23 protein-coding genes, 1 tRNA gene and 1 pseudogene are annotated in these 25,879 nt (G+C 69.4%); 13 read left to right on the top strand and 12 right to left on the bottom strand.

Annotated elements, in window-relative coordinates; translation table 11 throughout:
* Positions 1-47 precede the first annotated feature (47 nt).
* Positions 48-1,052, bottom strand: coding sequence for a M48 family metallopeptidase (locus tag ACZ60M_RS12890; RefSeq protein WP_465417634.1), 1,005 nt, complete (start codon positions 1,050-1,052; stop codon positions 48-50).
* Between the two features lie 413 nt (positions 1,053-1,465).
* On the opposite strand from ACZ60M_RS12890, the gene ACZ60M_RS12895 reads away from it, so the two are divergent.
* Positions 1,466-1,539 (top strand) — tRNA-Arg (locus tag ACZ60M_RS12895).
* A gap of 11 nt (positions 1,540-1,550) precedes the next feature.
* On the opposite strand, the gene ACZ60M_RS12900 is transcribed toward ACZ60M_RS12895, so the two are convergent.
* Both ACZ60M_RS12900 and mshB read right to left on the bottom strand, forming a co-directional pair.
* Positions 1,551-2,228, bottom strand: a complete 678-nt coding sequence (locus ACZ60M_RS12900) for an MgtC/SapB family protein (protein ID WP_465417636.1) — start codon at positions 2,226-2,228, stop codon at positions 1,551-1,553.
* A gap of 35 nt (positions 2,229-2,263) precedes the next feature.
* Complete coding sequence (gene mshB, locus ACZ60M_RS12905; protein WP_465417638.1) at positions 2,264-3,136, bottom strand: N-acetyl-1-D-myo-inositol-2-amino-2-deoxy-alpha-D-glucopyranoside deacetylase; 873 nt, start codon at positions 3,134-3,136, stop codon at positions 2,264-2,266.
* A 150-nt stretch (positions 3,137-3,286) separates the two neighbouring features.
* Here mshB and ACZ60M_RS12910 point away from each other — a divergent pair, with 150 nt between their 5' ends.
* From ACZ60M_RS12910 to ACZ60M_RS12920, 3 genes and pseudogenes are all read left to right on the top strand, one after another.
* Entirely contained in the window at positions 3,287-4,090 is an 804-nt protein-coding gene (locus ACZ60M_RS12910; RefSeq protein WP_465417639.1) for a hypothetical protein, read from the top strand.
* A gap of 25 nt (positions 4,091-4,115) precedes the next feature.
* Positions 4,116-6,002 (top strand): fumarate reductase/succinate dehydrogenase flavoprotein subunit, encoded by a 1,887-nt coding sequence (locus ACZ60M_RS12915; RefSeq protein ID WP_465417749.1) that lies wholly within the window; start codon positions 4,116-4,118, stop codon positions 6,000-6,002.
* A pseudogene (locus ACZ60M_RS12920) lies at positions 5,999-6,742 on the top strand (succinate dehydrogenase/fumarate reductase iron-sulfur subunit); the annotation flags it as partial. The gene ACZ60M_RS12915 and the pseudogene ACZ60M_RS12920, both read left to right, overlap by 4 nt.
* Before the next feature lie 59 nt (positions 6,743-6,801).
* Here the strand turns inward: ACZ60M_RS12920 and ACZ60M_RS12925 are convergent.
* The 3 genes from ACZ60M_RS12925 to ACZ60M_RS12935 form a co-directional block, all read right to left on the bottom strand.
* Positions 6,802-7,227, bottom strand: coding sequence for an organic hydroperoxide resistance protein (locus tag ACZ60M_RS12925; RefSeq protein ID WP_465417641.1), 426 nt, complete (start codon positions 7,225-7,227; stop codon positions 6,802-6,804).
* A 14-nt stretch (positions 7,228-7,241) separates the two neighbouring features.
* A complete protein-coding gene (locus tag ACZ60M_RS12930) occupies positions 7,242-7,694 on the bottom strand; it encodes a MarR family winged helix-turn-helix transcriptional regulator (RefSeq protein WP_465417643.1) in 453 nt (150 codons plus the stop codon).
* Positions 7,695-7,776: 82 nt separating this feature from the next.
* Entirely contained in the window at positions 7,777-8,337 is a 561-nt protein-coding gene (locus tag ACZ60M_RS12935; RefSeq protein WP_465417645.1) for a TetR/AcrR family transcriptional regulator, read from the bottom strand.
* Positions 8,338-8,464: 127 nt separating this feature from the next.
* Between ACZ60M_RS12935 and ACZ60M_RS12940 the strand changes: the two genes are divergently transcribed.
* Entirely contained in the window at positions 8,465-8,887 is a 423-nt protein-coding gene (locus ACZ60M_RS12940) for a hypothetical protein (RefSeq protein ID WP_465417647.1), read from the top strand.
* A gap of 59 nt (positions 8,888-8,946) precedes the next feature.
* Positions 8,947-10,020, top strand: a complete 1,074-nt coding sequence (gene ychF / locus ACZ60M_RS12945; protein WP_465417649.1) for a redox-regulated ATPase YchF — start codon at positions 8,947-8,949, stop codon at positions 10,018-10,020.
* A 109-nt stretch (positions 10,021-10,129) separates the two neighbouring features.
* Here ychF and ACZ60M_RS12950 read toward each other — a convergent pair whose 3' ends face one another.
* Positions 10,130-10,483: a 4a-hydroxytetrahydrobiopterin dehydratase gene (locus ACZ60M_RS12950; RefSeq protein ID WP_465417651.1), complete on the bottom strand. Its 354-nt coding sequence runs from the start codon at positions 10,481-10,483 to the stop codon at positions 10,130-10,132.
* 436 nt (positions 10,484-10,919) lie between these two features.
* Here ACZ60M_RS12950 and ACZ60M_RS12955 point away from each other — a divergent pair, with 436 nt between their 5' ends.
* Both ACZ60M_RS12955 and ACZ60M_RS12960 read left to right on the top strand, forming a co-directional pair.
* Positions 10,920-11,315 (top strand): (deoxy)nucleoside triphosphate pyrophosphohydrolase, encoded by a 396-nt coding sequence (locus ACZ60M_RS12955; protein ID WP_465417652.1) that lies wholly within the window; start codon positions 10,920-10,922, stop codon positions 11,313-11,315.
* A 90-nt stretch (positions 11,316-11,405) separates the two neighbouring features.
* The gene (locus ACZ60M_RS12960; RefSeq protein WP_465417751.1) at positions 11,406-12,980 is read left to right on the top strand and encodes an N-acyl-D-amino-acid deacylase family protein; all 1,575 of its coding nucleotides are present in this window, start codon (positions 11,406-11,408) and stop codon (positions 12,978-12,980) included.
* Positions 12,981-13,080: 100 nt separating this feature from the next.
* On the opposite strand, the gene ACZ60M_RS12965 is transcribed toward ACZ60M_RS12960, so the two are convergent.
* Genes ACZ60M_RS12965 through ACZ60M_RS12975 form a run of 3 tightly spaced genes read right to left on the bottom strand, consistent with a single transcriptional unit; the run spans position 13,081 to position 16,265 of the window.
* Entirely contained in the window at positions 13,081-13,917 is an 837-nt protein-coding gene (locus tag ACZ60M_RS12965) for a carbohydrate ABC transporter permease (protein WP_465417654.1), read from the bottom strand.
* 3 nt (positions 13,918-13,920) lie between these two features.
* Positions 13,921-14,907, bottom strand: a complete 987-nt coding sequence (locus tag ACZ60M_RS12970; RefSeq protein ID WP_465417656.1) for a carbohydrate ABC transporter permease — start codon at positions 14,905-14,907, stop codon at positions 13,921-13,923.
* The gene (locus ACZ60M_RS12975) at positions 14,904-16,265 is read right to left on the bottom strand and encodes an extracellular solute-binding protein (protein ID WP_465417657.1); all 1,362 of its coding nucleotides are present in this window, start codon (positions 16,263-16,265) and stop codon (positions 14,904-14,906) included. Before ACZ60M_RS12975 ends, ACZ60M_RS12970 begins: the two co-directional genes overlap by 4 nt.
* A 116-nt stretch (positions 16,266-16,381) precedes the next feature.
* Between ACZ60M_RS12975 and ACZ60M_RS12980 the strand changes: the two genes are divergently transcribed.
* From ACZ60M_RS12980 to ACZ60M_RS12995, 4 genes are all read left to right on the top strand, one after another.
* Positions 16,382-17,611, top strand: a complete 1,230-nt coding sequence (locus ACZ60M_RS12980; protein WP_465417659.1) for an ROK family protein — start codon at positions 16,382-16,384, stop codon at positions 17,609-17,611.
* Positions 17,612-17,620: 9 nt separating this feature from the next.
* Entirely contained in the window at positions 17,621-18,358 is a 738-nt protein-coding gene (locus ACZ60M_RS12985; RefSeq protein ID WP_465417661.1) for an SDR family NAD(P)-dependent oxidoreductase, read from the top strand.
* Positions 18,359-18,390: 32 nt separating this feature from the next.
* A complete protein-coding gene (gene dgoD / locus ACZ60M_RS12990) occupies positions 18,391-19,536 on the top strand; it encodes a galactonate dehydratase (RefSeq protein ID WP_465417663.1) in 1,146 nt (381 codons plus the stop codon).
* 315 nt (positions 19,537-19,851) lie between these two features.
* Entirely contained in the window at positions 19,852-22,785 is a 2,934-nt protein-coding gene (locus ACZ60M_RS12995; RefSeq protein ID WP_465417665.1) for a hypothetical protein, read from the top strand.
* 65 nt (positions 22,786-22,850) lie between these two features.
* On the opposite strand, the gene ACZ60M_RS13000 is transcribed toward ACZ60M_RS12995, so the two are convergent.
* A complete protein-coding gene (locus ACZ60M_RS13000; RefSeq protein ID WP_465417666.1) occupies positions 22,851-23,612 on the bottom strand; it encodes a hypothetical protein in 762 nt (253 codons plus the stop codon).
* 41 nt (positions 23,613-23,653) lie between these two features.
* On the opposite strand from ACZ60M_RS13000, the gene ACZ60M_RS13005 reads away from it, so the two are divergent.
* Complete coding sequence (locus ACZ60M_RS13005) at positions 23,654-24,787, top strand: DNA recombination protein RmuC (protein ID WP_465417668.1); 1,134 nt, start codon at positions 23,654-23,656, stop codon at positions 24,785-24,787.
* On the opposite strand, the gene ACZ60M_RS13010 is transcribed toward ACZ60M_RS13005, so the two are convergent.
* Positions 24,775-25,737: a 4-hydroxy-3-methylbut-2-enyl diphosphate reductase gene (locus tag ACZ60M_RS13010; protein ID WP_465417670.1), complete on the bottom strand. Its 963-nt coding sequence runs from the start codon at positions 25,735-25,737 to the stop codon at positions 24,775-24,777. The two genes, ACZ60M_RS13005 and ACZ60M_RS13010, sit on opposite strands and share 13 nt — an antisense overlap.
* Between the last annotated feature and the right edge of the window lie 142 nt (positions 25,738-25,879).

Consider the following 25,879-nt stretch of genomic DNA (forward strand, 5'->3'; position numbering starts at 1 on the left):
CATGCGAAACGGGCCGGTCCACTCAGGACCGGCCCGTTTCCGTTCGTCTAGAACCCTTCGCGGACCTTCTTCAGGACCTTCGCGAGCGGGTCGCCCGAGGCCTGGAACGCGGTGCGGTAGGAGTTCGCGGCGGCCTTGGCCTCGGCCGCGATCGAGGCGTCCTTGTCGTCCTCGCGCTTCGGGTAGTCCCCGGCGAGGTAGTCGCGGTACTCGCCGTCGTCGATCCAGGTCTTGATCGCAGCGGCGCGGGCGACCGCGAAGTCGTGGCTGCGCTGCTCCAGGAGCATGAGCTTGAGGAAGCTGTCGCGCAGGTCCCCGCCGGTCTCGAACTCCTTGGCCTGCTCGAGGAACGCGGCGGTGTCCACATCGTGCAGGTCGCCGCCTCCCGCGAGTTTGGCCATGACGCGGATCGCGGCGGCCGGGTCCTGCACGGCCAGCGCCCCGGCCCGGTCGGCCGACAGCTCGGACTTGCGGGCCCACTCGTAGAGCGCGGCGGTGATGACGCGCAGGCCGACGACACCGACCGGTATCCACGCGACCGAGGTGGTCAGCCGCACCAGGACCATGAGGAGGGTGCGGTAGAGGCCGTGGCCGGAGAGGGCGTGGCCGAGCTCGTGTGCGAGCAGGAACTTCAGTTCGGGATCGTCGAGCAGCTCGATCGAACCGGAGTTGATGACGATGACCGGCTTGTCGATGCCGATGCACATGCCGCCGAGGTCGGGGTCGCGGGTGATGTACAGCTCCGGCAGGTCCGCGGCGTCGAGTACGGCGCCGACCTGCTGGTACGCCTCGTAGACGCGGGAGTACTGGTGGCGGTCGACGCGGATGGAGGAGCCCATGAGGCTCAGGCGCAGGGCCCGCTCGGAGATCATGCCGGAGACCTTGCGGAGGACGACGTCGAAGCCGCGCAGCTCCCGCAGGGCGACGAGCGCGCCCCGGTCGGCGGGGTGCTCCCAGGCCCGGGTCGATATGCCGCGCAGGATGACCGGCCCGCGAGCCTGATCCCTGGTCTCGACCGGACCGCCTTCGGCCGGTGACTGGTCGTCGCTCATGCCCGCTCCTCACGGTTGGCTCTGGTGCAAGTGTGGCACGGCGGCGCCATCGGCGGCGGTCTCGCGCGAACGGCAGGGCCGCAGGCCGATCGGCGTCCGGTCGCCGCCGCGGTGTCGGATTTCACCCGCGAAGTCCGCAAGGGCCCCAAGCAGTCAGGACGCATAGCGGGCATTGCCGCCCACAAGGGGGCGAGATAACGAATCGGCGTCAACACGCCGCACGGCGCTTGACACCTCCGCCCGCAGCGACTACTCATTGATACGGGTCAGCAATTCCGGGGCGTCGCGGAGAATCGTTTGGGGTGTTCTTGCGACGCCCCGTATCCATGCCCTCTTCTGGACTCCCGGGTGCCCTGACGGACCGGTCTGCGGGTATTCTTACCGCTGGCGCGGTGCCCTGTGCGGCCCGCCCGGCGCCCGTAGCTCAGCTGGATAGAGCACTGGACTTCTAATCCAATGGTCGCAGGTTCGAATCCTGCCGGGCGCGCTCACGCCCTTTCAGAAACCGTCGTCGCCCTCTTCGCGGTACTTCACTCCTTCGACGCCTTCGATCTCCCTGAGCTGCACCGTGAGTGCGCCGACCGGGCCGCGGCCGGTGAGGACGAAGTCGGTGCTCCTCTCGAAGCCGTCGCCGTCCTCGCCCTGCATCTCGGCGACTTTGAACCCTTCCGCTGTACATCGCGCGAGCGCTGCGGCGAGCGCGGCCGAGCTGGTGTAGCGGATCTGGAGGCGTCCGGTGTGCTTCGCGTGGCGGGCGATGACCGACTCGACGGGGGCGAGCCCGGCGACGACGGCGAGCTGCGCGACGGCGACCGCGACGCCCGCCCAGTACAGGCCCGCACCGCAGGCGACCGCGATGGCGGTGGTGGACCAGATCGAGGCGGCGGTGGTCATGCCGTGGACGATGTTGCGGTGGAAGAAGATGACGCCCGCGCCTAGGAAGCCGATGCCGGTGACGACCTGGGCGGCGACGCGGGCGGGGTCGACGCCGGGCGTGCCGGGGACGATCTCGGGGAAGCCGTACCGGCCCGCGAGGACGAACAGGCAGGTGCCGACGGCGATGAGGCCGTGCGTGCGCATCCCTGCGGGTTTGCCCTGCCATTCGCGTTCGGCGCCGACGGCGAGGCCGAGGAGCAGCGCGAGCGCGAGCGGTCCCAGATAGGTCAAGATCTCCATAGGGTCTGGGGGTACCCGGTCAGGGGCCCGCCGAATCAGGCGAGGAGGTCGGTTTCCCAGCCGTGTTCGCCCTGGCCGGGGCCTTTCTCGCCGGTCACGAGGCGGTAGTGCTCGGCGGCGATGGCGTCGTCGCCGAGTTTGTCGCCGAGGACGTCGAGCCAGTCGCCGGGGGCGATCTGGGTGGCGTAGGCGGCCATGGCCGCGCGCTTCTTCGCGGGGTCGCCGGTGACGCACGCGTCGATCTGCTCGTCGGGGACCCCGAACGGGAGGTCATCGACGGTGGCGGCGTCGGCGAAGGGGTTGTCGCTCGCGCCTTTGAACGCGTCGAACTGGGCTTCGATGATGCTGCGGGGCATGGTGGTCCAGTAGACCTTGCGGATCTCGTGGGCTGAGCCGAGGTCGGGCCGCCACGCGGGGTCGGCGGCGAGGCCGGCGGCGCGCATGGCGACGCGGTGGGCCTGGATGTGGTCGGGGTGGCCGTAGAAGCCGTCGGGGTCGTAGGTGACGAGGACTTCGGGGGCGCGGTCGCGGATCACGGCGACGAGGTCGGCGGCGGCCTCGTCGAGGTCGGCGCCCCAGAACGCGCGCGGGTGGGCGTTCGAGGGCAGGCCCATCATGCCGGAGTCGCGGTAGCGGGCGACGCCGCCGAGGAAGTGCGTGTCGGTGACGCCGAGTGCGGCCGTGGCCTGGCGGTACTCCCAGTAGCGGTAGCCGCCGAGCTGGTCGGCCTCACCTGCGGCGAGCCCGGCGAGGTGCGGGACGCGGACCTCGCCCTCCTCGCCGAGGGTGCAGGTGACGACGGTGACGTGCGCGTCGGGGCGGGCGGCGTAGTGGGCGACGGTGGCGCCGGTGCCGACGGTCTCGTCGTCGGGGTGGGCGTGGACGAAAAGCAGGCCGCGTGCGCTCATGGCCCCAAGACTAGCGAGCACAGGGGAAACTTCCACCACAGTGGTGCCATCGAGGCAAACTTTGCAATCTACAGTCCCAGAAAGAGAAAAGCTCGTAATTGTGATGCACCCCATGGACTTACGTCACAGGTTCGGGGATATCCTGCGCTGATGACCACGACCGAAGACAGTGCCGTCTCGTCGCCGAGGGCCGCGATCGCCGCGCGGAACCTGCGGACCGACAACTGGCGGCGGGGCCCGATCCTGACGGTGCTCGGCATCACCGTGTGGGTCGCCTACGCGACGTTCCGCGTCTTCTACCAGGGCGACTACTGGGTCGCCGACTACCACTACCTGACGCCGTTCTACTCCCCGTGCGTCTCCGAGGGCTGCGTCCCCGAATCCGCCCACTTCGGACGGTTCATCCCGGACCACCCGCTGATCCCCTACGCCGCCTTGAGCCTGCCGTTCCTGCTGGCGTTCCGGCTCACCTGCTACTACTACCGCAAGGCCTACTACCGGTCGTTCTGGCTCTCGCCGCCCGCGTGCGCCGTCCCCGACGGGCACCCGAAGTACACCGGCGAGACCCGCTTCCCGCTGATCATGCAGAACTTCCACCGGTACTTCTTCTACCTGGCGTTCGCGATCTCGCTCGTCAACACCTGGGACGCGGTCCTGGCCTTCCACTCCCCCGAAGGCTTCGGCCTCGGGCTGGGGAACCTCGTCCTGTGGGCCAACGTAGTGCTCTTGTGGTGCTACACCCTCGGCTGCCACTCCTGCCGCCACGTCATGGGCGGGCGGCTCAAGCACTTCTCGAAGCACCCGGTCAGGTACCGCCTGTGGACGCTCTCCAGCGCGCTCAACACCCGCCACATGATGTGGGCCTGGATCACGCTCGCGTCCCTGGCGCTCACCGACCTGTACGTCATGGCCGTCGCCGCCGGCTGGATCACCGACCTCCGATTCGTCGGGTAAGGGGAAGCGCATGAGCGACAACGGCATGAACGACGTCGAGCACCTCGCCTGCGACGTCCTCGTCATCGGCGCGGGCGGGGCCGGGCTCCGGGCCGCCGTCGAGGCGCGGCTCGCGGGCAAGAGCGTCATCGTCATCTCGAAGTCCCTGTTCGGCAAGGCGCACACCGTCATGGCCGAGGGCGGCGCGGCCGCCGCCATGGGGAACGTGAACTCGAACGACAACTGGCAGGTCCACTTCCGCGACACGATGCGCGGCGGCAAGTTCCTCAACAACTACCGGATGGCCGAGCTCCACGCCCAGGAGGCGCCCGACCGGATCTGGGAGCTGGAGACCTACGGGGCCCTGTTCGACCGGACCCCCGAAGGCAAGATCAGCCAGCGCAACTTCGGCGGCCACGAGTACCCGCGCCTCGCGCACGTGGGCGACCGCACCGGGCTCGAACTCATCCGCACGCTCCAGCAGAAGCTCGTCTCGCTCCAGCAGGACGACGAAGCGGCCGGCGAGCCGGAGTCGAAGCTCCAGGTGATCGACGAAACGACGATCACCGAGCTGTTCACCGAGAACGGCGCTGTGAAGGGCGCCTTCGGGTACCGGCGCTCGACGGGGCGGTTCATGGCGGTCGCGGCGCCCGCGGTCGTGCTCGCCACCGGCGGCATCGGCCGCTCGTTCAAGGTCACCTCGAACTCGTGGGAGTACACCGGGGACGGCCACGCGCTCGCGATGCGGGCCGGGGCGAAGCTCGTCAACATGGAGTTCATCCAGTTCCACCCCACCGGGATGGTCTGGCCCCCTTCGGTCCGCGGCATCCTCGTCACCGAGTCGGTGCGCGGCGACGGCGGCGTCCTCAAGAACTCCGAAGGCAAGCGGTTCATGTTCGACTACATCCCCGAGGTGTTCAAGGCGCAGTACGCCGACAACCCCGAGGAGGCCGACCGCTGGTACACCGACCCCGACCACAACCGCAGGCCCCCGGAGCTGCTGCCGCGCGACGAGGTCGCGCGGGCCATCAACTCGGAGGTCAAGGAGGGCAGGGGGACCGAGCACGGCGGCGTGTACCTCGACATCGCGTCCCGGCGCGACCCCGAGACGATCCGCAAGAAGCTCCCGTCGATGTACCACCAGTTCAAGGAACTGGCCGATGTGGACATCACGGCGGAGCCGATGGAGGTGGGCCCGACCTGCCACTACATCATGGGCGGCATCGAGGTCGACGCCGACACGACCGCTTCGGCCGTGAAGGGCCTGTTCGCGGCCGGGGAGGTCTCGGGCGGCATGCACGGCTCGAACCGGCTCGGCGGCAACTCCCTCTCGGACCTCCTGGTGTTCGGCAAGCGCGCGGGCGAGTACGCCGCCGAGCACGCCAGCGCCTCGGAGTCGCCGAAGCTCACGGACGCGGAGATCGCGGCGGCGGCCGAGGAGGCCTTGCGGCCCTTCGGGAACGACGGCGAGAACCCGTTCGCGCTGCAGAACGCGATGCAGTCGATCAACGGCCGCCTCGTCGGGATCATCCGCCGCCAGGGCGAGCTGCAGGAGGCGCTGGTCGAGCTGACCGCGCTGAAGGAGCGGATCGCGAACGTCAGCGCGGGCGGCGGCCGGGCCTACAACCCCGGCTGGCACCTCGCGCTCGACCTGCGGAACATGTACGTCTGCTCGGTCGCGACCGCGATGGCCGCGCTGGAGCGCGACGAGTCGCGCGGCGGGCACACCCGCGAGGACGCGCCGGGCATGGACCCGCAGTGGCGCAAGGTGAACCTCGTGGCCTCGCTCGAAGGCGACGAGGTGCGGCTGGAGCGCCAGGACGTGCCGACCATGACGGCGGAGCTGCTGGGGCTCTTCGACACCACGGAACTCTCCAAGTACATGACCCCCGCGGAGTACGGCTCCGCTGTGGCGGAAGGCGAGGACGGATGAGCGAGCGGACCTTCCGGGTATGGCGGGGCGACGCCGACGGCGGCGACTTCGCCGAGTTCGACGTCGAGGTCAACGAGGGCGAGGTGATCCTCGACGTGGTGCACCGCATCCAGGCCGAGCAGGCGCCGGACCTGGCCGTGCGGTGGAACTGCAAGGCGGGCAAGTGCGGTTCGTGCTCGGCGGAGGTGAACGGCATGCCGCGTCTGATGTGCATGACCCGCATGAACCTCTTCGAGGAGGGGGCCACGGTGACGATCACGCCGCTGCGGACGTTCCCCGTGGTGCGCGACCTCGTCACCGACGTGTCGTTCAACTACGCGAAGGCCCGGAGCATGCCGGCGTTCGAGCCGCCGGAGGACCTGAAGCCGGGCGAGTACCGGATGCAGCAGGTCGACGTGGAGCGCAGCCAGGAGTTCCGCAAGTGCATCGAGTGCTTCCTGTGCCAGAACACCTGCCACGTGGTGCGCGACCACGAGGAGAACAAGCCGCCGTTCTCGGGCCCGCGCCTGTTCATCCGGGCCGCCGAGCTCGACATGCACCCGCTGGACGCGCGTGAGGACCGGCGCGAGCAGGCCCAGGACGACCAGGGCCTCGGGCTGTGCAACATCACGAAGTGCTGCACCGAGGTGTGCCCCGAGCACATCAAGATCACCGACAACGCGATCATCCCGATGAAGGAGCGCGTCGCGGGCGACCGGTACGACCCGCTGGTGTGGTTGGGCCGCAAGATCTTCCGCAAGTAGGCACGAGAAAGGGCCCGCCGTGACCGGCGGGCCCTCTCCCTTACCCTGCGTAAAGCCTAAGCGGTGTGGACGAGGTCGACCTCGACCTCGATGTTGCCGCGCGTCGCGTTGGAGTAGGGGCAGACCTCGTGGGCCTTGGCGACCAGGGCCTCGGCGATGTCGCGGGAGGCGCCGGGGGTGGCGACTTCGAGGATCGCGCTGAGCCCGAAGCCCTCGCCCTGCTTGTGGATGCCGACGGAGGCCTCGACGGTGGAGTCGCCCAGGTCGACCTTGGCGGCGCGGGCGATCATCTGGAGCGCGCTGTGGAAACAGGCCGCGTAGCCCGCGGCGAACAGCTGCTCGGGGTTGGCCTTGCCTCCGGGGCCGCCCAGTTCCTTCTGGATGGCCAGGTCGAGGTCGATGATGCCGTCGCCGGTGGCGACGTGGCCGTTGCGGCCTTCGCCGGAGGAGACGGCGTTCGCGACGTAGAGGGCCTGTTCCATGTGTTTCCCCTTGCCTATTCGGTGGTGGTGGTGGTGTCGTACGTGCGGATGGAGTCGGTGAACTCGTGGAGCTTGTCGCGCAGGGCGACCAAGTCCTCGTAGGGCATCCCGGCGGCGGACCCGACGACCTGGGTGATCTCGCAGCCTTCGCGTTCGAGCGCGGCCCCGGTCCCGGTGAGGTGCACGGTGACTCGGCGCTCGTCTTCGGATTCGCGGCGGCGCTCGACGAACCCGGCGGCTTCGAGCCGCTTCAGGAGCGGCGAGAGCGTGCCGGAGTCGAGTTGGAGGGCTTCGCCGAGGGCGCTCACGCTCATGCCGTCGGTCTCCCACAGCGCCATGAGGACCAGGTACTGCGGGTAGGTCAGCCCGAGCTTGTCGAGCATGGGCCGGTAGAGGCCGATCACCGCGCGGGAGGCGGTGTACAGCGCGAAGCAGGCCTGCTCTCGGAGCCGGGGCGTCTTGTCCATGGAGACGACGATAGTGCACAACTAAGTTGCGCACAACTTAATCGTGTGTGACTTAGCTCCGTGCCGCTGGAGACGCGCATCCTTACTGGCCGAAGCGGACGCGTTTGGCGATCTGGCGCAGGGCCGCTTCGGGGTCGTCCTTGACGGCCTGCGGGAAGTTGCCGCCCATGAGCAGGCCCGCGAAGCCGTGGACGAGGGACCAGGCGCCGAGCGCGTCGGGATTGAAGGCGGCGTCGGGTTCCTGCTCGCCCGCGCCGCGCACGAGCGCGGCGTTCGAGCGGGCCTCGGCGCGCTGCAGGTCGGGGTCGTCCTCGTGGAGCAGTTCGGGTCGGAACATGGTTTCGAAGTACGCCTTGTTGTCGATGGCGAAGCGCACGTAGGCGACACCGACCTCGACAAAGTCGCCGGTCGCCTTCCACGCGTGGTCGAGTGCGTCGGCGAAGCGGTCGTAGCCTTCGGCCGCGACGGCGGTCAGGAGCCCGGCCTTGTCGCCGAAGTGGTGGGCCGGGGCGGCGTGCGAGACGCCGGCCCGTTTGGCGACGGCGCGCAGGCTCAGGGCGCTCGGCCCGCATTCGGCGATGGCCTCGACGGCGGCCCCGATGAGCGCGCGGCGCAGGTCGCCGTGGTGGTAGCGATCGGTCACGAGAGCCACTGTAGCGCGGATCTTGACAGTGTCAAACACCACTGCGTCCGCCTAGGCAAGCAACTTGACACTGTCAAGACTCGCGCGTACGTTGGGTTTCCAAGCCACTCACGATTGGAAGCCCCCGATGTTCGAGTCCACTTTCGCCCTGAGCGACGCCTCCCGCATCATCGCCGGAGTCGGCCTGCTCACCATCGTCACCATCGAGTTCGGCGGCACGTTCCTGCTGAAGATCGCCGCGGGCAAGGTGCCCTTCACCGAGTTCCAGAAGGCCTTCTCGCGGGCCGGGCACGCCCACGCCGGGGTCCTCGTCATCCTCAGCCTCGTCACGCTGGTCCTCGCCGACGCGACCGCGCTCGAAGGGTTCTGGGGCTGGACCGCCCGCATCGCGGTCCCGGCCGCCGCCGTCCTCATGTCCGGCGGGTTCTTCGCCGCCATGGCGGGCAAGGGCCGCACCGTCCCGAACCGCTTCATCGCGATCGTCTTCGCCGGGGCCGCGAGCCTCGCCCTGGGCGTCGTGACCCTCGGCGTCGGCCTGCTGGCCGCCTAACACACATCTCCAGGTCGCGCCGTGACACCGCGGCGCGGCCCCGCCTAGACTTGACCCTCGTGAAACTCAGCATCGGTATCGTCGGCCTGCCCAACGTCGGCAAGAGCACGCTGTTCAACGCGCTGACCCGCTCGGAGATCCTCGCGGCGAACTACCCGTTCGCGACCATCGAGCCGAACGTCGGCGTGGTCGCCGTCCCGGACGCCCGGCTCCCGAAGCTGGCCGAGATCTACGGGTCGGAGAAGATCCTCCCGGCGACGGTGACCTTCGTCGACATCGCAGGGCTCGTCAAGGGCGCCTCCGAAGGCGCGGGCAAGGGCAACCAGTTCCTCTCCAACATCCGCGAGACCTCGGCGATCGCCCAGGTCGTGCGGGTCTTCGAGGACGGCAACGTCACCCACGTCGACGGCAAGGTCTCCCCCGTCGACGACATCGAGACGATCAACACCGAGCTGATCCTCGCCGACCTCCAGACCGTCGAGAACGCCCTCAAGCGCCTCGAGCGCGAAGCGCGCATGAACAAGGACGCCAAGGCCAAGCTCGAGGCCGTCCAGACCGCGCAGCAGGTCCTCGACTCCGGCAAGACCATCTTCGCCGCCGGGCTCGACACCGAGCTGCTGTACGACCTCCACCTGCTCACCGCGAAGCCGTTCATCTACGTCTTCAACGTCGACGAGGACCAGGTCGCCGACGAGGAGCTGGCCGCGAAGCTCCGCGCGATGGTCGCCCCCGCGCAGGCCGTCCTCCTCGACGCCAAGTTCGAGTCCGAGCTCATCGACCTCGACGAGGCCGAGGCCCGCGAGCTCCTCGAGTCGACCGGCCAGACCGAGCCTGGCCTGGACCGCCTCGCGAGCGTCGGCTTCGAGACCCTCGGCCTCCAGACCTACCTGACGGCGGGCCCGAAGGAGACCAGGGCCTGGACGATCAAGAAGGGCGCGACGGCGCCCGAGGCCGCGGGCGAGATCCACACCGACTTCCAGCGCGGCTTCATCAAGGCCGAGATCGTGTCCTTCGACGCGCTCCTGGAGGCCAAGACCATGCAGGCCGCCAAGGCCGCGGGCAAGGTCCGCATGGAAGGCAAGGACTACGTCATGGCCGACGGCGACGTCGTGGAGTTCCGCTTCAACGTCTGAGCCCCCCAGAACAGCGATCGAGGCCCGCACGGCTTACCGTGCGGGCCTCGTTGCTTCGGCGGTTGCGCGGAGAGGTGGGGTCCCCGGCGGTCCGCCGTGCGGGTTCTGGTTATTCGCCGCGCCGGAGCCAGCGGAAGCGGCCCTTGGAGGCGATCTCCTGGACGGCGAGGTCGCCTGCGATGGTGATGTAGGCGGTCTCGACGCGGCCTGCGAAGGTCACGTCGGTGAGGCTGTAGCCGCCTTCGCGGGCGAGCACGATGAGCGTGGCTTCGTCGGTGCGCGACACGTCCGGCCTGACGCCGAGCGTGTCAGCGAAGATCTTGATGTGTTCGGCGAGCTCCGCGTGCTGGGAATCGTCGAGCGGCAGCGACCGCGAGAGGCGGCCGTCGTCATCCGCTACCCAACCGTTGAGTTCCCTCAGTGCATCCAGCAGCACGTTGTCGTCTTGCTCCGTTCTCCCCATATGGCACCATCGCCATTCATCCTGGCCGTCCGACCTGCCGCGCCCGGCAAAGCGGTGCCCTGCCTGGGCAGGGCCGCGACCGATCAGTAAGGTGGTCTGATTCGGCTCCGACGGACACGGGGGCTTCGTGTCTGAATTGTCGCCGGATCTTTATCGTTTCTGAACCGAGTCTTGCGCGTCTCCCAGTTTCTGTCCAGACCGGCAAACAGGATCAATCGGGAATACCGGTTACCGAGGGACAGTTCTTGTCTGGTTTTGTGCTGGTGGACACGATTCCTGACCGTAGGGTCTACACCGCATCATCCGAACGTATGAGCAACAGGTTGCTCACTAGCGATCACAGCTCGTAATCTGGCGCGCGAAAGATCACGAAACGCCCTCAAACCGGCAACGGTGGCAACCTCGCACGCCTGCCCCGGGCCGATATCCTCTTGCGGTGAACGAACCGCGCATCGTAGTGGGCGCCGCGATCCGCGACGGGCGGCGCGTCCTGGCCGCCGCCCGCGCCTACCCGCCCGAGCTCGCCGGGCTCTGGGAGTTCCCCGGCGGCAAGGTCGAACCCGGCGAGACCGAGGCCGAAGCGCTCGTGCGCGAATGCCGCGAAGAGCTCGGCGTCGAGATCCAAGTCGGCGAACGCGTCGGCGGCGACCTCTCCACGGGCAACGGCCGGTACCTGCTGCGCGTCTACTTCGCGGTCCTCACTGCGGGCGAGCCGCACGCCGAGGAGCACGCGGAACTGCGCTGGCTCGAACCCGGCGAACTCGACTCCGTGCCGTGGCTCCCGGGCAACAAGCCGGCGGTCGACGCCCTCCGTGAACTCATGGGCGCCTAGTCCGCTTGGCGAGATGACGCTAGTGGTCACCCTTTGCCCTGCATAGACTGACGCTCCGTGCCGATGGAGGGAGGACGCCGCGTGGCCGCAATGGACATCGTGATCCGGGGAGCCGAGGTCGCCGACGGGACCGGTGCGCCCCGGTTCGCGGCGGAGGTCGGGATCAAGGACGGACGCATCGCGGCGGTCGGCGCCGAGCGCCTGGACGGGCGGCGGGTGATCGACGCGGGCGGCCTGGTCCTCTCGCCGGGGTTCATCGACATGCACGCCCACTCCGAGCTGGCGGTCCTCGCCGACCACGACCACCTCGCGAAGCTCGGCCAGGGCTGCACCCTCGAAGTGCTCGGCCAGGACGGGCTCTCCTATGCGCCCGTGGACGAGACGACCGCGCCGCAGATGTGGGAGGCCATCGCCGCCTGGAACGGCCGCCTCGACGTGGACTACGACTGGCGCACGGTCGGCGAGTACCTCGACCGCCTCGACCGGGGCATCCCGACGAACGCCGCCTACCTGGTCCCCCACGGCACGGTGCGCATGCTCGCGATGGGCTGGGAGGACCGCGAGCCGACGCCCGCCGAACTGGACGCGATGAAAGCCCTTGTCGCCCAGGGCATGGAAGAGGGCGCGTTCGGGCTCTCGGCCGGGTTGAGCTACCCGCCGGGCATGTACGCGAAGACCGCTGAGCTGGTCGAATTGTGCAGGGTCGTCGCGGGCTACGGCGGCTACTTCGGCCCCCACCAGCGCAGTTACGGCGCGGGCGCGATGGAGGGGTACGCCGAGATGATCGAAATCGGCCGCGGCGCCGGTTGCGCGCTGCACCTCGCACACGCCACTCTGAACTACCGCGTCAACGAGGGCCGCGCCGCCGAACTCCTCAAGCTCATCGACGAAGGCCTCGACGAGGGCCTGCCGATCAGCCTCGACACGTACCCGTACCTGCCGGGCATGACCATGCTGGCGGCGCTGCTGCCGAGCTGGTCGGTCGCCGGAGGCTACGGGGCCCTGAGCGAGCGGCTGCGCAGCGGGGACGTGCGGGCCCGGATCGTGCACGAGCTTGATGTGGAGGGCACGGACGGCGCCAACGGCGTCCCGGTCGACTGGTCGCGGATCGAGATCGCCGGGGTCGCCAGGCCGGAGCTGCGGGGCCTGGTCGGCAGGCGCGTGAGCGAAGCCGCTGGGGCCCAGGCACCTTCTCAGTTCTTCCTGGACCTGATCGAACGCGACGAGTTCGGCACCGCGTGCCTCATGCACGTGGGCAACGAGGAGAACGTGCAGGCGATCATGCGCCACGGCGTCCACACCGGATCGACCGACGGCGTGCTCGCGGGCGACAAGATCCACCCCCGGGCCTGGGGCTCGTTCGCCCGGTACCTCGGGCACTACACGCGGGAACTCGGACTGTTCTCTATAGAGGAGTGCGTGGCGCACCTCAGCGGCCGACCGGCCGCGACCCTCGGGCTCAAGGACCGGGGCCTCGTCAAGGAGGGCTTCGCGGCCGACCTCGTGCTGTTCGACCCGCAGACCGTGGACGCCCGCGCCACCTTCGATGAACCCCGCCAGCAGGCGTCCGGTATCCCGTACGTGTTCGTCAACGGTCAAGCGGCCGTTGACGAAGGGAAGCGGACCGAGGCCCTGCCGGGCCGCTCCGTCCGCCGCCCTCGATAAGAGGAGCGGCGGACCGGAGGCTTGACCCCGTCTTCCGATCCGCCGCCCCGGCCTTGCACCGGTGCCCCGCCGAGACGAGTGTCGGAGCACCGGACACCTATTACTTGAGACCCGAAGTCGAGAAGCCCTGCACGAAGAACCGCTGGAAGAACAGGAACATCAGCAGCACGGGCAGGATGAACATGGTGGAGCCCGCCGCGAGCAGGTTCTGCACGGGGAAGCCCTTCTCGTTCACGTACCCGGCGGTCATCATGACCGCGAGCGTGGTCCGGTCCGAACTCAACAGCAGGCTCGGCGCGATGTAGTCGCCCCACGCCGCAGTGAAAGTGAGGACCATGCACGCGGCGAGGACGGGCCACGACTGCGGGATGAAGATCCGCCAGAAGATGCGCACGTGCCCGCAGCCGTCGAGGATCGCGGCCTCCTCCAGCTCCTTCGGCATACCCGAGAAGAACTGCCGGAACAGGAAGATCATGTACGCCGCACCCGAGAGGCCCCACAGGATCCACGGCACGTACGTGTCGACCAGGCCCATCTTCGCGAACATCAGGTAGGTCGGGATGAGCGTGATGATGCCGGGCATCATCATCGTCGAGATCAGGAGCCCGAACCAGAACTTCTTGCCCGGCGCCGAGAGCCGCGCGAAGCCGTACGCCATCCACGCCGACGAGAGCGTGGTCAGCACCGCCGAGAGCGTCGAGATGATGAGCGAGTTCCGGGCGTAGCCGAGGAAGTCGATGAACGTCAGCGCGTCGATGTAGTTGTGCCACTGCGGGACCGCCGGGAACAGCTGGATCGGGAAGACCGACAGCTCGTCCGGGGCCTTCAGCGAGGTGAGGATGAGCCAGCCGAGCGGCCCGGTGAAGATCACCGCCAGGACGATGAGGGCGACGTAGAGGGCCGTGACGCGGGCCCGGCGCGCGATGGTCTCGGTCATGTCCTAGCCCTTGCCTTCCGAGGGGTCGACGCCGCCGTAGAAGACCGCCCTGTTGCCGATCTTGAACACGATCCCGGTGATGAGCAGCACGAACAGGAACAGCACCCACAGGAGCGCGGAGGCGTAACCGAAGTGGCTCTTGGCGAAGTACTCGGCGTAGACGTGCACCATGAAGAAGTAGTTGCCTTCGGGCACGGCGGTGACGGCGGCCGCGCCGTTGACGGGCGCGAGCAGCAGCGAGGGCACGAACACCTGCAGCGAGCCGATCACGCCGGTGACGACCTGGAAGAAGATGATCGGGCTCAGCAGCGGCAGCGTGATCTTGAAGAACGAGTACACCGGCCCGGCGCCGTCCACTTTGGCGGCCTCGAGGAGTTCGCGAGGCACGTCCTGCAGGGCCGCAAGGGAGACGATCATCGAACCGCCCACGCCCCACAGGATCATGAAGATCAGGACCATGCGCACGTACGGGTCGGCGAGCCACGAGATCGGCTCCCCGCCCGCGGCACCGATGGCGGCGTTGGCGAAGCCCGCGTTCTTGTCGAAGATGATCTTGAACGTCAGGGCGGCGGCCACGCCGGGCACGACGGCGGGCAGGTAGAACAGGGCCCGGAACAGCGCCCGGCCCCGGAAGTCGCGGTTGAGCAGGACCGCCATCGCCAGGCCCGCCGCCACGCCCGTGGGCACGGTGGCGAGCATGAAGACCATGGTGCGGCCCAGCGAGGCGATGGTCTGCTCGTCCTGGAACACGCGGATGTAGTTGTCGAGGCCCACATAGGACCAGTTCGGGGAGAGCCCGTCGGTGTTGGTGAGGCTCATCCAGAACGCATAGGCGAGCGGGAAGACCGTGAGCAGCGCGAACCCCATGATCCAAGGCCCCACGAACAGGTAGAACGTCCGGGGGCGGGTGCCCGCCCGGCCGCGCTTCCCACTGCGCGGCCGGGCGGTTCCGGGGGGAGTCTCCCGCGACGCTTCGAGCGTTGCGGTCACTTCACGAGCTCCTTGCCTTCGGCCAGCAGGGCGTTCATGTCGGTGTTGAGGGTGTCGGCGAGCGACGCGGCGGTGGCGTCGCCGTTGATGGCGTCGGGCAGGTACTGGTTGAGGACCGCGTCGAGCGCCTCGACCTTGACGTACGGGGTGAAGGACAGGACCTTGAAGTACTCGGCCTCGGCCTCCTGGGTCGCGAGCGCTTCGGCCTGCGCGGTGGTGCCCGTGGGGAGGTCGGCGCGCAGGGACATGAGGCTCGGCATGCCCCAGCCGCCCGCGGCGCGCTCCTTGGCGGGGTCGCCGCCCATGAACCACTCGAAGAGCTGCCAGGCGGCGTCGTGGTTCTTGGAGGCCTTGGGAATCCAGTAGCCCGTGGCGCCGTAGCAGGGGCTGATGCGCTCGGTGCCCATGGTGGGGGCGGGGGCGAGGCGGGAGGTCTCGGCGAGCTCGGCCTCGGCGGCGATCGCGCCGCCGAACCAGTAGCCGGACCAGGACATGGCGAGGCGGGAGGTCTGGTACGGGGGCCAGTCCCAGCCGTCGGCGTTGGGCTCGACGGGGCTGAAGCCGACGCGGGCGCGGGCGTACTCGAGGTACCAGGAGAGTGCCTGCTGGCCTTCGGGAGAGGAGAAGTCCACAGTGGCCAGGTCGTCGGAGAAGAGGCTGCCGCCCGCCGAGCCGACCATGTTGACCAGGCCGAGGAACAGGCCGAGGCCGCCCGCGGAGAGGCCGTAGACGGAGACGGTGTCGCCGTCCTTCTGCGTGAGGCGCTTGCCCATGTCGAGCCAGGCGTCGTAGGTGACCGGCTCGGTCTCGGAGGGGTACTCGACCCCGGCGGCGTCGAAGAGGGCGGTGTTGTACCAGAACATGGCGTCCTGGGAGTAGTCCTTGGCCATGCCGTAGCGGGGGCCCTGGCCCTGGACCGAGCCGTCGAAGCGCCACACGTCGTTGACGGGGTCGATGTCGTCCTCTTTGAGCAGTTCGCTCTTGGCGAAGTAGTCGTCGAGGGGCAGCGCGAGGTCGCGGGAGACGACGTAGGGGGTCTCGACCGCGCCGAGGCCGCGCACCAGGTCGGGGGCGGTGCCGCTGGCGAGCATCGCGGTGAGCTTGGTCGGGTCGACCTCGACGCGCTTGATGGTGACGCCGAGGTCCTTCTCCGCGGTCTTCAGGAACTCCGGGCTGAACTCGTTCTCCGGGGCCATGATCGTGAGGGTGTTCTTGCCGCCGCCCCCTCCTGCCGAAGGGGCGCAAGCGGAAAGGGCTCCGGCACCGGCTGCCGCCGCCGCTCCGAGGGCCGTGCCGCGCATCAGGTTGCGACGGGTCAGTGCCTTCGAAGACAACGCCGTCCCGAGGGATTCACGCATGGGTTCTCGCCTTTCAGAAAGGGGTACGAAAAGTCTGTGGACGAAGGCTAGCTCTACTCACTTAAGTACGTCAATAGTCTTGACACAGATTTATGAGCGGGTTGTATGATCAGCGCATGCCCCGGACGAAGAGCGGTTCCCTCCAGTCACTGCGCCGGGCGAACCAGGAACGGCTGCTGACCCTCTTGCTGCGCAAGGGGCCCACGCACCGCGCCGAGCTCGCCCGCCGCGCCGACCTCTCCCGCACCACCGTGTCGACCATCGTTACCGAACTGATGGCTCGCGGCCTCGTGATCGAGCAGGACGGCGACCCCGACGGGGACGGCCGCGCCAAGGAGGCGCTCGCCGTCAACCCGGGCGCCGCCGTCGCGCTCGGCCTCGACTTCACCTTCGACCACGTGTGGGTGCACCTCTCCGACCTGGCGCACAACGAGATCGGCGGCGCGGGCCGGGCCGTGGACCCCGACCTGGGCTGGGCCGAACGGATCGAGGTCGCCGCCGACCTCCTCGACGGCCTCATCGCCGAGCACCGGCTCGACCGGGCCCGCATCGTCGGAGCCGGGGTCGGCCTGCCCGGCCCCATCGAGAAGGCCACCGGCATCGTCTCCACGTCGCTGCCCGACCAGCCGTGGTCCCACGTGCACGCCGCCGACGAGTTCCAGCGGCGCCTGCGGCTGCCCGTCGCGATCGAGAACAACACGCGGCTCGAAGCCGTCGCCGAGGCCTACAGCGGCGCGGGCCGGGGCGTGCGCGACCTCATGTACGTGGGCCTGTCCAGCGGTATCGCGGCCGGGCTCATCCTCGACGGACGGGTCTTCCGGGGCGCGGTCGGCGCCGCCGGGGAACTCGGCCACACCTCGATCAATGTGGACGGACCGGCGTGCCCGTGCGGCAACCGCGGCTGCCTCGTCCTCCACGCCGGCATCCCCGCCGTCCTCAAGGCGCTGCGACCCCACCTGGGCGCCAAGGCGACCGTCGAGGACGTGCTCGCCGCAGCAGCGGCGGGCGACCGCGCCTGCGAAGGCGTGCTCGCCGACGTCGGCCAGATGACCGGCCGCGTCCTCGCCAGCCTCTGCAACCTGCTCAACCCCGAGCGCATCGTCGTCGGCGGCGAACTCGCCCGCGCGGGCGAAGCGCTCCTCGACCCGCTGCGCACCGCGATCCGAAGGTACGCACTGACACTCGTGCGCGAGGTCGACGTCGTCCCCGCCGCCCTCGACCTCGGCGCCCGCGCCGGAGCCGTCGGCGGCGCGGCCCTCATCCTCAGGGAGCGCCCCGGCCTGGCCTCCGCGCTGGTGGACCTGACCGAACCCAAGGGCGCCAAGCCGACCGGGACCGGCGGATAGGGTCGCCGTATGCATCGATTCGAAGGCAAAGTCGCCGTCGTCACCGGCGGCGCCATGGGCATCGGGGCCGCCACTGTGCGGCGGCTCGCGAGCGAGGGCGCGGTCGTGTACCTCGCCGACGTCGACGACGCGGCGGGCGAGAGGCTCTGCGCCGACACCGGGGGAACCGTCCACTTCGTCCACTGCGACGTCTCCCGGGCGGACCACTGGGCGGCCCTCGCCGCGCAGGCCGCCGACCAGTACGGGCACGTCGACATCCTCGTCTCCAACGCCTACACGCTCCGCTTCGGCGCGGCCCACGAACTGCACGAAGCCGACTGGGGGCACGTGCTCGACGTGACGCTCAAGGCGACCTACCTCGGGATGGCCGCGCTCGCCGAACCCCTCACGGCGGCAAAGGGCTCCGTCGTCGCCGTCTCCTCGGTGCACGCGCACGCCTCCATGCCCGGGTTCACCGCCTACGCCGCCGCCAAGGGCGGCCTCAGCGCGCTGGTGCGCCAGCTCGCCGTCGAATACGCCCCGGCCGTACGCGTCAACGCCGTCGCGCCCGGCCCGATCCACACCCGGCAATGGGACGGCGTCGATCCCGCGGGGATCGCGGAGGAGGCCGGGCGCACCCTCGCCGGGCGCCTCGGCCGCCCCGAAGAGGTCGCCGCGGCCATCGCGTTCCTCGCCTCCGACGAAGCGGGGTACATCACCGGGGCCGAACTCCCGGTCGACGGCGGCCGACGCGTCGGGCTCTACTGACCCCCGCACCTCCACAAGAGATAGAGGTTCCCTTGAACATCGCCAGAATCGAGACCTTCTTCGTCCGGCCCCGGTGGCTCTTCGTGCGCGTCGAGACCGACGACGGCCTCGTGGGCTGGGGCGAGCCGATCGTCGAGGGCCGCGCCGAAGCGGTCGCGGCCACCGTGGAAGCGCTCGCCGACAGGCTGATCGGCGCCGACGCCTCCCGCATCGAGGACCACTGGCAGGTCATGACCAAGGGCGGCTTCTACCGGGGCGGGCCCGTCCTCTCCAGCGCCGTCGCCGGGATCGACCAGGCCCTGTGGGACCTCAAGGGCAAGGCCCTCGGCGTGCCCGTCTACGAACTGCTCGGCGGCGCGGTGCGCGACACCGCCCGCGTCTACACGTGGATCGGCGGCGACTCCGCGCAGGCGCTCGCCGAAGATGCTTTGCGCGCCAAGGCGAACGGCTTCGACGCCGTCAAGTGCAACGCCTCCGCGCAGATCGGGCACATCGAGACCGCCGCGCAGGTGCACCGCATCGTCGACCAGTTCGCGGAACTCCGCTCGGCCGTGGGCGACGACTTCGACTTCGCGATCGACTTCCACGGCCGCTTCTCCACAGCGATGGCCCGCCGCGTCCTGCCGCTGCTGGAGCCGCTGTTCCCGCTGTTCTGCGAAGAGACCGTGCTGCCGGAGTTCTCCCGCGACCTGCGGGCGGTCACCTCGAGTACGTCCATCCCGATCGCCACCGGCGAGCGGCTGTACTCGCGCTGGGACTACCGGGACGTGCTCTCCACGGGCATCGCCGTCGCGCAGCCGGACCTCTCGCACGCGGGCGGCATCTCCGAGGTGCGGCGCATCGCGGCGATGGCCGAGGCGTACGACGTGGCGCTGGCCCCGCACTGCCCGCTCGGGCCGATCGCGCTCGCCGCGAGCCTGCAGGTGGACTTCGCGTCCCCGAACTTCCTGATCCAGGAGCAGAGCCTCGGCATCCACTACAACGAGGGCAACGACCTGCTCGACTACCTCGTGGACCCGGCGGTGTTCGCGTTCACGGACGGGCACGTCGAGCGCCCGACCGGGCCGGGCCTGGGCATCGAGGTCGACGAGGCGGCCGTGCGCAAGGCCGCCGAGGACCCGCACCGGTGGCGCAACGAGATCTGGCGGCTGAAGGACGGCTCGTTCGCCGAGTGGTAGGCACCCGGCATGGGGGCGGGACGCGATGCGTCCCGCCCCTTTGTCATTCACTGAATCCCAAGCACCCCTTGGGTAACGGGGTGGTGACACGGATCGGGCCAGCGCTTTCAGACCCCCTCGGCGACCACTGTGCCCCGTAACCGCGAGGACACGTTTCGCACCCTTTACGGCAGAAGCGGCTTGGCATAGGATCGGCGCGGCAATGTCCACTTGGGGCGTTTCGCGCCTCCTGACCCCCTATCCCCCGATCCCCACCCCCATCCGAAGCCGGGCCCCTCCCATCGGCCCGGCCCCCACTGATCTCAGGGAGACAGTGTGTCCAATTTCAGAAAGAAGATCGGCCTGCTGGCCGTCGCGCTCATAGCGGCGGCATCGGCGGTCGTCGCCACCGCCTCGCCAGCGCAGGCCGCGAACTACGGCCCGTACCCCGCGAAGGTCGCCATCGACGGGCGCGGCTCCATGGACCCGTACGACCGGGCCAAGACCGACGCGTACGCCTCGGGCGCGAACGTCTACATCCAGTGCCAGGACTTCGGCATGCTCGCCGGAGGGTCCTACCTGTGGGACTACACCTCCACGGGCTACTGGGTCCCGGACGCGTACATCTCCACCGGCACCGACGGGCGCGTCTCGGGCGTCCCGCTGTGCTCTGACGTGGGCATCGACGGCACGCCCGCGGGCAAGGGCATGAACGCCGGTCCTTACAAGGCCAGCACCGCGATCGACGGCCGCGGGTCGATGGACCCGAACGACCGCGTCAAGACCGACGCGTACCTCTCGGGCGCGAACATCTACATCCGCTGCCAGGACTACGGCCTGACCGCGGGCGGCTCGACCGTGTGGGACTACACGACCGACGGGTACTGGATTCCCGACGCTTACGTCTCGACCGGCACCACCGGGTTCCTCGGGACCGTGCCGCGCTGCATCTCGCTCGGCATCGACGGCGTCACCAGCACGGGCGGCGCGAACGCCGGGCCGTACCCGGTGAACACCGCGATCGACGGGCGCGGCAGCCCCACCTCGACCGACCGCGTGCGCACCGACGCGTACGAGGTCGGCGAGACCCTGTACGTGCGCTGCCAGGAGTACGGCGACTCGGTCGGCGGCTCCACGCTGTGGGACTACACGACCGAGGGGTACTGGGTCCCTGACGCTTATGTCTCGACCGGGACCTCCGGGCGGCTCTCGGGCGTCCCGCTGTGTTCGGCCATCGGCATCGCTTCCGACCCGATCCCTTACAGCGGCAGGCAGTTCAAGATCCGCGCGACCCTGAACGGGTACTTCCAGAAGTCCCTGGACTCGCGCAACGTCTGGGACCGGTACCCAGAGGGCGGTTACGTCACGATCATGTGCCAGGCCTACGGCGCCACCAACTACGGCGGCTCGGCGATCTGGAACTTCACCTCCGACGGCCTGTGGATTCCCGACTACTACACGGCCACCGGATCGTCCACGATGGTCATGAGCGCCTGCGACGGCGACGGCGCCTCCGGCGGCGGGAACAGCTTCCTCGTCAAGGAAACCCTGAACGGCTACAGCGGCAAGAGCCTCAGCAGCTCCTACACGCTCGACATGTACGCCAAGGGCTCCTACGTGACCGTCACCTGCCAGGCCTACGGCGACTGGAACTACGGCGGCTCGGCGATCTGGGACTACACGAGCGACGGCGTCTGGGTGCCGGACTACTACGTGCAGACCGGCTCCACCGGGTTCGTCACGACCCGCTGCGACAACGACCCGATGCCCGACGGCGGCACCGGGAACCCGACCACCGACACGCCGCCCGCGGCGGGCTCGATCCCTGAGTCGGAGATCCGCGACGCGATCGTCAACGCCGCGTACAGCCAGCTCGGCACCGCCGAATGGGGCGACAACTGCAACCCCTACGGCGACAACGCCTCCACCAAGTGCGGCGACCCGTGGTGCTCGATGTTCGCGTCCTGGGCCTGGCAGATGGCCGGGGTCGACGTGTACTTCCCGTACTCGGGGACGTTCGAGACCTGGGGCAAGAACAAGGGACTCATGAGCTCCAAGTCGGGCGTCCTGCCCGGCGACGTGGTCATCTACGGCACCAGCTACGGCGACAGCGACCACATCGGCATCGTCGTCGACGTCGACCCGCTGACCGGGAACATCACCACCATCGAGGGGAACTACGGCAACAAGGTCACGATGGTATCCAACATGGACCCGACGAACCCGGGGACGGTGCACACCTACAGCAACATCTACGCCGTCGTCTCCCCCGTCGACGACTCGAACACGAAGTGGGCCACCGGCACCGGCATGACCGATGAAGCCGACTTCGGCGATTCCCCCGACGACGACATCTGCACCGCGGTCCACGCCTCCGGCGGCATGCAGTACCAGCTGTGCCTCGAAGGCTGGGTCACCGCCCCGTCCTCGACCTACGGCGCCTACACCAACACCAAGTACCGCGGGCGCCTCTCCATCCGCTACGACCAGGGCAGCGGCGACCCCGCCTACTCGGCGGCCCAGGCCGCCGTCGACCTGTACGTGCCGGGGAACGGCTGGGGCGAAGGCAGATGCGTCTCCAACCTCATCGGCGACAACGTCCAAAGGGACTGCTACACAGGGTGGCTCGATATGGCCGACAGGGGCGCGAGCATCCTCGACGCCACGGTCACCATCGACGGCGTGGACCAGAACGAACTGCGCGTCACCGGCCTGCCGATGATCGGGTACATGCAGGAGACCGCGACCTACTGCGGCCCCGCGACCATCAAGTCCTCCGCGATGACCATGCGCGCCAGCAGCGCCCCGAGCCAGGCGTCCATCGCCGACCTCGCCAAGACCGACGACTACGGGTTCACGTACCCGGCGGACATGGCCGAGGCGTGGGGCGCGTTCGTGCCGACCGGGCTGGGCTACTCGTTCTACGACTGGTACTCCGCGTCCACGTCCGGCGTCTCCATGGAGATGCAGGTCGAACGCATCAGGGAGCACCTCGACAACGGGCAGCCCTCATCGACGCTCGTCCAGTACGGGTACCTGCCGTGGGGCGATCCCGCGGCGGACACCTCGGTGCGCCACTACATGATGATCTACGGGTACTCCGCGTCCTACAACGCTTCGGGCGAGTACACGAACTGGCCGGTCACGGCGTTCCACGTGTGGGACTCGGCCAGCGGATCGTCGTACACCATCACCGTCGACGACCTCATCACCGCCTCGCAGACCGCGGCGGGCGTGGGCGGCTTCGACGTGATCGCGCCGACCGGCTGAACCGCTAGCGCCGCAACCGCATAGAGAAGGGCCCCGCCGCATCGCGACGGGGCCCTTCCCAATGCTCAGAAACCGCCGAAGTCGCCCCCGCCGAAGTCCCCGCCGCCGAAATCACCGCCACCGGCGTCACCGCCGCCGGCGTCACCGGCGTCAGCGCCCGCGTCGCCACCGGCATCGCTCCCGGCGTCACCGCTGCCGTAGTCGCCGCCCTCGATCGCGCCCAGCGCGTAAGCGGGGGCGATCATCGCGTCGAACACCATCATGCCGACGAACACGCCCGCCGCACCCGCCAGCGCGGGCTGCCACCAAGGCGTGTTGTACCAGCCCGCGGGCACGGGACGGCCGTTGACGCGGCCGCCCGGGTAGTAGTGGCGGTTCTCGTCGCTCGGGTCCGGGGAGCCGGTGTAGGAGCGGCCCTCGACCTCGGCGCTGACGGGCTCGGTGAGCGCGCCGGTGCGGCGCTGGCCGCGCATCTGGGGGATCTCGGGTCCGGGGTCGATGTCCATGGCGGTGCGGGCGGCGCGCACGTAGTGGAGGCCTTCGATGGAGGTCTCGGCGACGAGACGGTACTGGTTGATCGTGCGCGCCGATTCGAGCTGGGAGCCCGCGGCGGTGTACCGCTCGCCGGCGTCGGCGAGGGCCTGGCCTGCGGGGAGGTTGTCGCCGGGGGCGGTGAGGTTCATGGTCTGGCCGCCGAGGCGCTCGTAGAGGCGGCGCGCTTCGGCCTCGGCGTCGGCGAGTTCGGCCAGCGCCCGCTTCTTATTGGATTGCACCACGAAGAAGATGACGACGATAGCGACGACCAGCAGGGTCAACCACAGCTCCATGTACCGACTGTACCCGCGGCGGCTTGCCTAGACTGGCCCGTATGACGTGGGTCCTATTGGCGGTGGTGTGCCTGGCGGCGGGCGGTTTCGGGGGCTGGTTCGCAGGTAGGTCGCGCCAAGCGGCCGAGCTGGCGGCGGCCACGGCGCGGCTGGAGGCGGCGGCGGACAACGAGCAGCGGCTCGAGTCGACCCTGAAAGCGGTGGCGTACGAGGCGACGGACCATTCGCGGCAGGCCGTCGGGCAGGTGCTCGCGCCGATCTCCGAGACGTTGGCGCGCTATGAGACGCGACTCGGCGATGTGGAGCGGGCGCGCGTGGACGCGTACGCGCAGTTGCGGATTCAGCTGTCGGGGGTCGCGGACATCTCGGAGGACCTGCGGGAGCAGACGGGGCGGCTACTGGGGGCGCTGCGGTCGCCGCAGGTGCGCGGGCAGTGGGGCGAGGTGCAGCTGCGGCGGATCGTGGAGGCGGCGGGGATGGTCGAGCACTGCGACTTCTCCGAGCAGTTCACGGGCTCGGTGGACGGGCGCGGGGTGCGCCCCGACCTTGTAGTGAAGCTTTCCGGCGGGCGGACGCTCGTTGTGGATGCGAAGGCGCCGCTGCAGTCGTACCTGCAGGCGCTGGAGTCGGAGGACGAGGCGGGCCGGGACCAGCTGCTGCGGGCGCACGCGAAGCACTTGCGGCGGCACGTGGAAGCGTTGGCGGGCAAGGAGTACTGGCGGGCGTTCGAGGACACGCCGGAGATGGTGGTGCTGTTCGTGCCCGCCGACGCGTTCCTGGACGCGGCGCTGCGGGGCGACCCGGCGCTGCTGGAGGACTCGTTCGCGCGCGGCGTCGTGATCGCTTCGCCCGCGACGCTGATGGCGCTGCTGCGGACGGTGGCGCACACGTGGCGGCAGGAGGCTCTCGCGCAGCACGCCAAGGAGGTGCACAAGCTGGGCCGGGAGCTGCACGAGCGGCTCGGCGCGGTCGCGGGCCACTTCTCGCGGCTCGGGTCGTCGCTGGAGGCGGCGGTCGGGTCGTACAACGCGGCGGTCGCGAGTGTGGAGTCGCGGCTGCTGGTGACCGCGCGGCGCTTCAGCGAACTGGAGGTCGCGGGCGACGCGCCGGAGTCCCCGGCGCCGGTGATCACCCCGACCCGGAAGCCGACTTGGGACGAGACTCAGGCCTTCTGAGCGGCCTTGAGGTCCTTCGCGAGTTCGCGCGGGAGCGAGAACGCGATCTTCTCGGTCACCGGCTCGAACTCCTCGACGCTCGCGAAGCCGCGCTCGGCGAGGTGCGCGAGCACGTCCTGCACCAGGTTGTCCGGCACCGAGGCCCCCGAAGACAGGCCCACAGTGGACGCGCCTTCGAGCCAGGCCTCGTCGATCTCGTGCGCGTAGTCGATCAGGTGCCCGGCGCGCGCGCCGTGCTGCACCGCGACCTCGACCAGCCGCACCGAGTTCGAGGAGTTCTTCGAGCCGACCACGAGCATGACGTCGCAGTCCGCCGCGATGTCCTTGACGACCTGCTGGCGGTTCTGGGTCGCGTAGCAGATGTCGTCGCTCGGCGGGCTCTGCAGCATCGGCAGGCGCTGCTTCAGGCGGTTGACCGTCTCCATGGTCTCGTCCACCGAGAGCGTCGTCTGCGACAGCCACACGACCTTCTCGGGGTCGCGCACCTTGACCTGGTCGACCGAGTCGGGCCCGTCGACGAGCTGGATGTGCTCGGGCGCCTCGCCGGAGGTCCCGATGACCTCCTCGTGGCCCTCGTGGCCGATGAGCAGGATGTCGTAGTCCTCCTCGGCGTACCGCACGGCCTCCTTGTGGACCTTCGTCACCAGGGGGCACGTCGCGTCGATCGCCTTCAGGCCGCGCTCGGCCGCCTGGTCGTGGACCTCGGGCGCCACGCCGTGGGCCGAGAAGACCACCACCGAACCCGGCGGCACCTCCTCGTTCTCCTCGACGAACACCGCGCCCTTCCCGGCGAGCGTCTCCACCACATGCCGGTTGTGCACGATCTCCTTGCGCACGTACACCGGAGCGCCGTAGAGCTCCAGCGCCTTCTCGACGGTCACCACGGCCCGGTCCACGCCCGCGCAGTACCCGCGCGGCTTGGCCAACAACACTCGCTTCGGGTCTGCCACGCCTCGATGGTATCCGGCCGCCCGGTTTCGTCACACCCTGCAGTTAGGCTTGCCACGTGACCGACGCACCCAGCAGTGCTTCTGAAAACAGCGCCACCGACAGCGCCGCCGAAAACAGCACCACCGGAAAGCCGGGTACCGG

The sequence above is a fragment of the Glycomyces sp. NPDC050141 genome, assembly GCF_055586545.1.

What these genes read in the sequence shown, in the direction of transcription:
- ACZ60M_RS12890 (WP_465417634.1), bottom strand. Translation starts at nt 1,052, where the DNA reads ATGAGCGACGACCAGTCACCGGCCGAAGGCGGTCCGGTCGAGACCAGG.
- ACZ60M_RS12900 (WP_465417636.1), bottom strand. Translation starts at nt 2,228, where the DNA reads ATGGAGATCTTGACCTATCTGGGACCGCTCGCGCTCGCGCTGCTCCTC.
- mshB (WP_465417638.1), bottom strand. Translation starts at nt 3,136, where the DNA reads ATGAGCGCACGCGGCCTGCTTTTCGTCCACGCCCACCCCGACGACGAG.
- ACZ60M_RS12910 (WP_465417639.1), top strand. Translation starts at nt 3,287, where the DNA reads ATGACCACGACCGAAGACAGTGCCGTCTCGTCGCCGAGGGCCGCGATC.
- ACZ60M_RS12915 (WP_465417749.1), top strand. Translation starts at nt 4,116, where the DNA reads ATGAACGACGTCGAGCACCTCGCCTGCGACGTCCTCGTCATCGGCGCG.
- ACZ60M_RS12925 (WP_465417641.1), bottom strand. Translation starts at nt 7,227, where the DNA reads ATGGAACAGGCCCTCTACGTCGCGAACGCCGTCTCCTCCGGCGAAGGC.
- ACZ60M_RS12930 (WP_465417643.1), bottom strand. Translation starts at nt 7,694, where the DNA reads ATGGACAAGACGCCCCGGCTCCGAGAGCAGGCCTGCTTCGCGCTGTAC.
- ACZ60M_RS12940 (WP_465417647.1), top strand. Translation starts at nt 8,465, where the DNA reads ATGTTCGAGTCCACTTTCGCCCTGAGCGACGCCTCCCGCATCATCGCC.
- ACZ60M_RS12950 (WP_465417651.1), bottom strand. Translation starts at nt 10,483, where the DNA reads ATGGGGAGAACGGAGCAAGACGACAACGTGCTGCTGGATGCACTGAGG.
- ACZ60M_RS12960 (WP_465417751.1), top strand. Translation starts at nt 11,406, where the DNA reads ATGGACATCGTGATCCGGGGAGCCGAGGTCGCCGACGGGACCGGTGCG.
- ACZ60M_RS12965 (WP_465417654.1), bottom strand. Translation starts at nt 13,917, where the DNA reads ATGACCGAGACCATCGCGCGCCGGGCCCGCGTCACGGCCCTCTACGTC.
- ACZ60M_RS12975 (WP_465417657.1), bottom strand. Translation starts at nt 16,265, where the DNA reads ATGCGTGAATCCCTCGGGACGGCGTTGTCTTCGAAGGCACTGACCCGT.
- ACZ60M_RS12980 (WP_465417659.1), top strand. Translation starts at nt 16,382, where the DNA reads ATGCCCCGGACGAAGAGCGGTTCCCTCCAGTCACTGCGCCGGGCGAAC.
- ACZ60M_RS12985 (WP_465417661.1), top strand. Translation starts at nt 17,621, where the DNA reads ATGCATCGATTCGAAGGCAAAGTCGCCGTCGTCACCGGCGGCGCCATG.
- ACZ60M_RS13000 (WP_465417666.1), bottom strand. Translation starts at nt 23,612, where the DNA reads ATGGAGCTGTGGTTGACCCTGCTGGTCGTCGCTATCGTCGTCATCTTC.
- ACZ60M_RS13005 (WP_465417668.1), top strand. Translation starts at nt 23,654, where the DNA reads ATGACGTGGGTCCTATTGGCGGTGGTGTGCCTGGCGGCGGGCGGTTTC.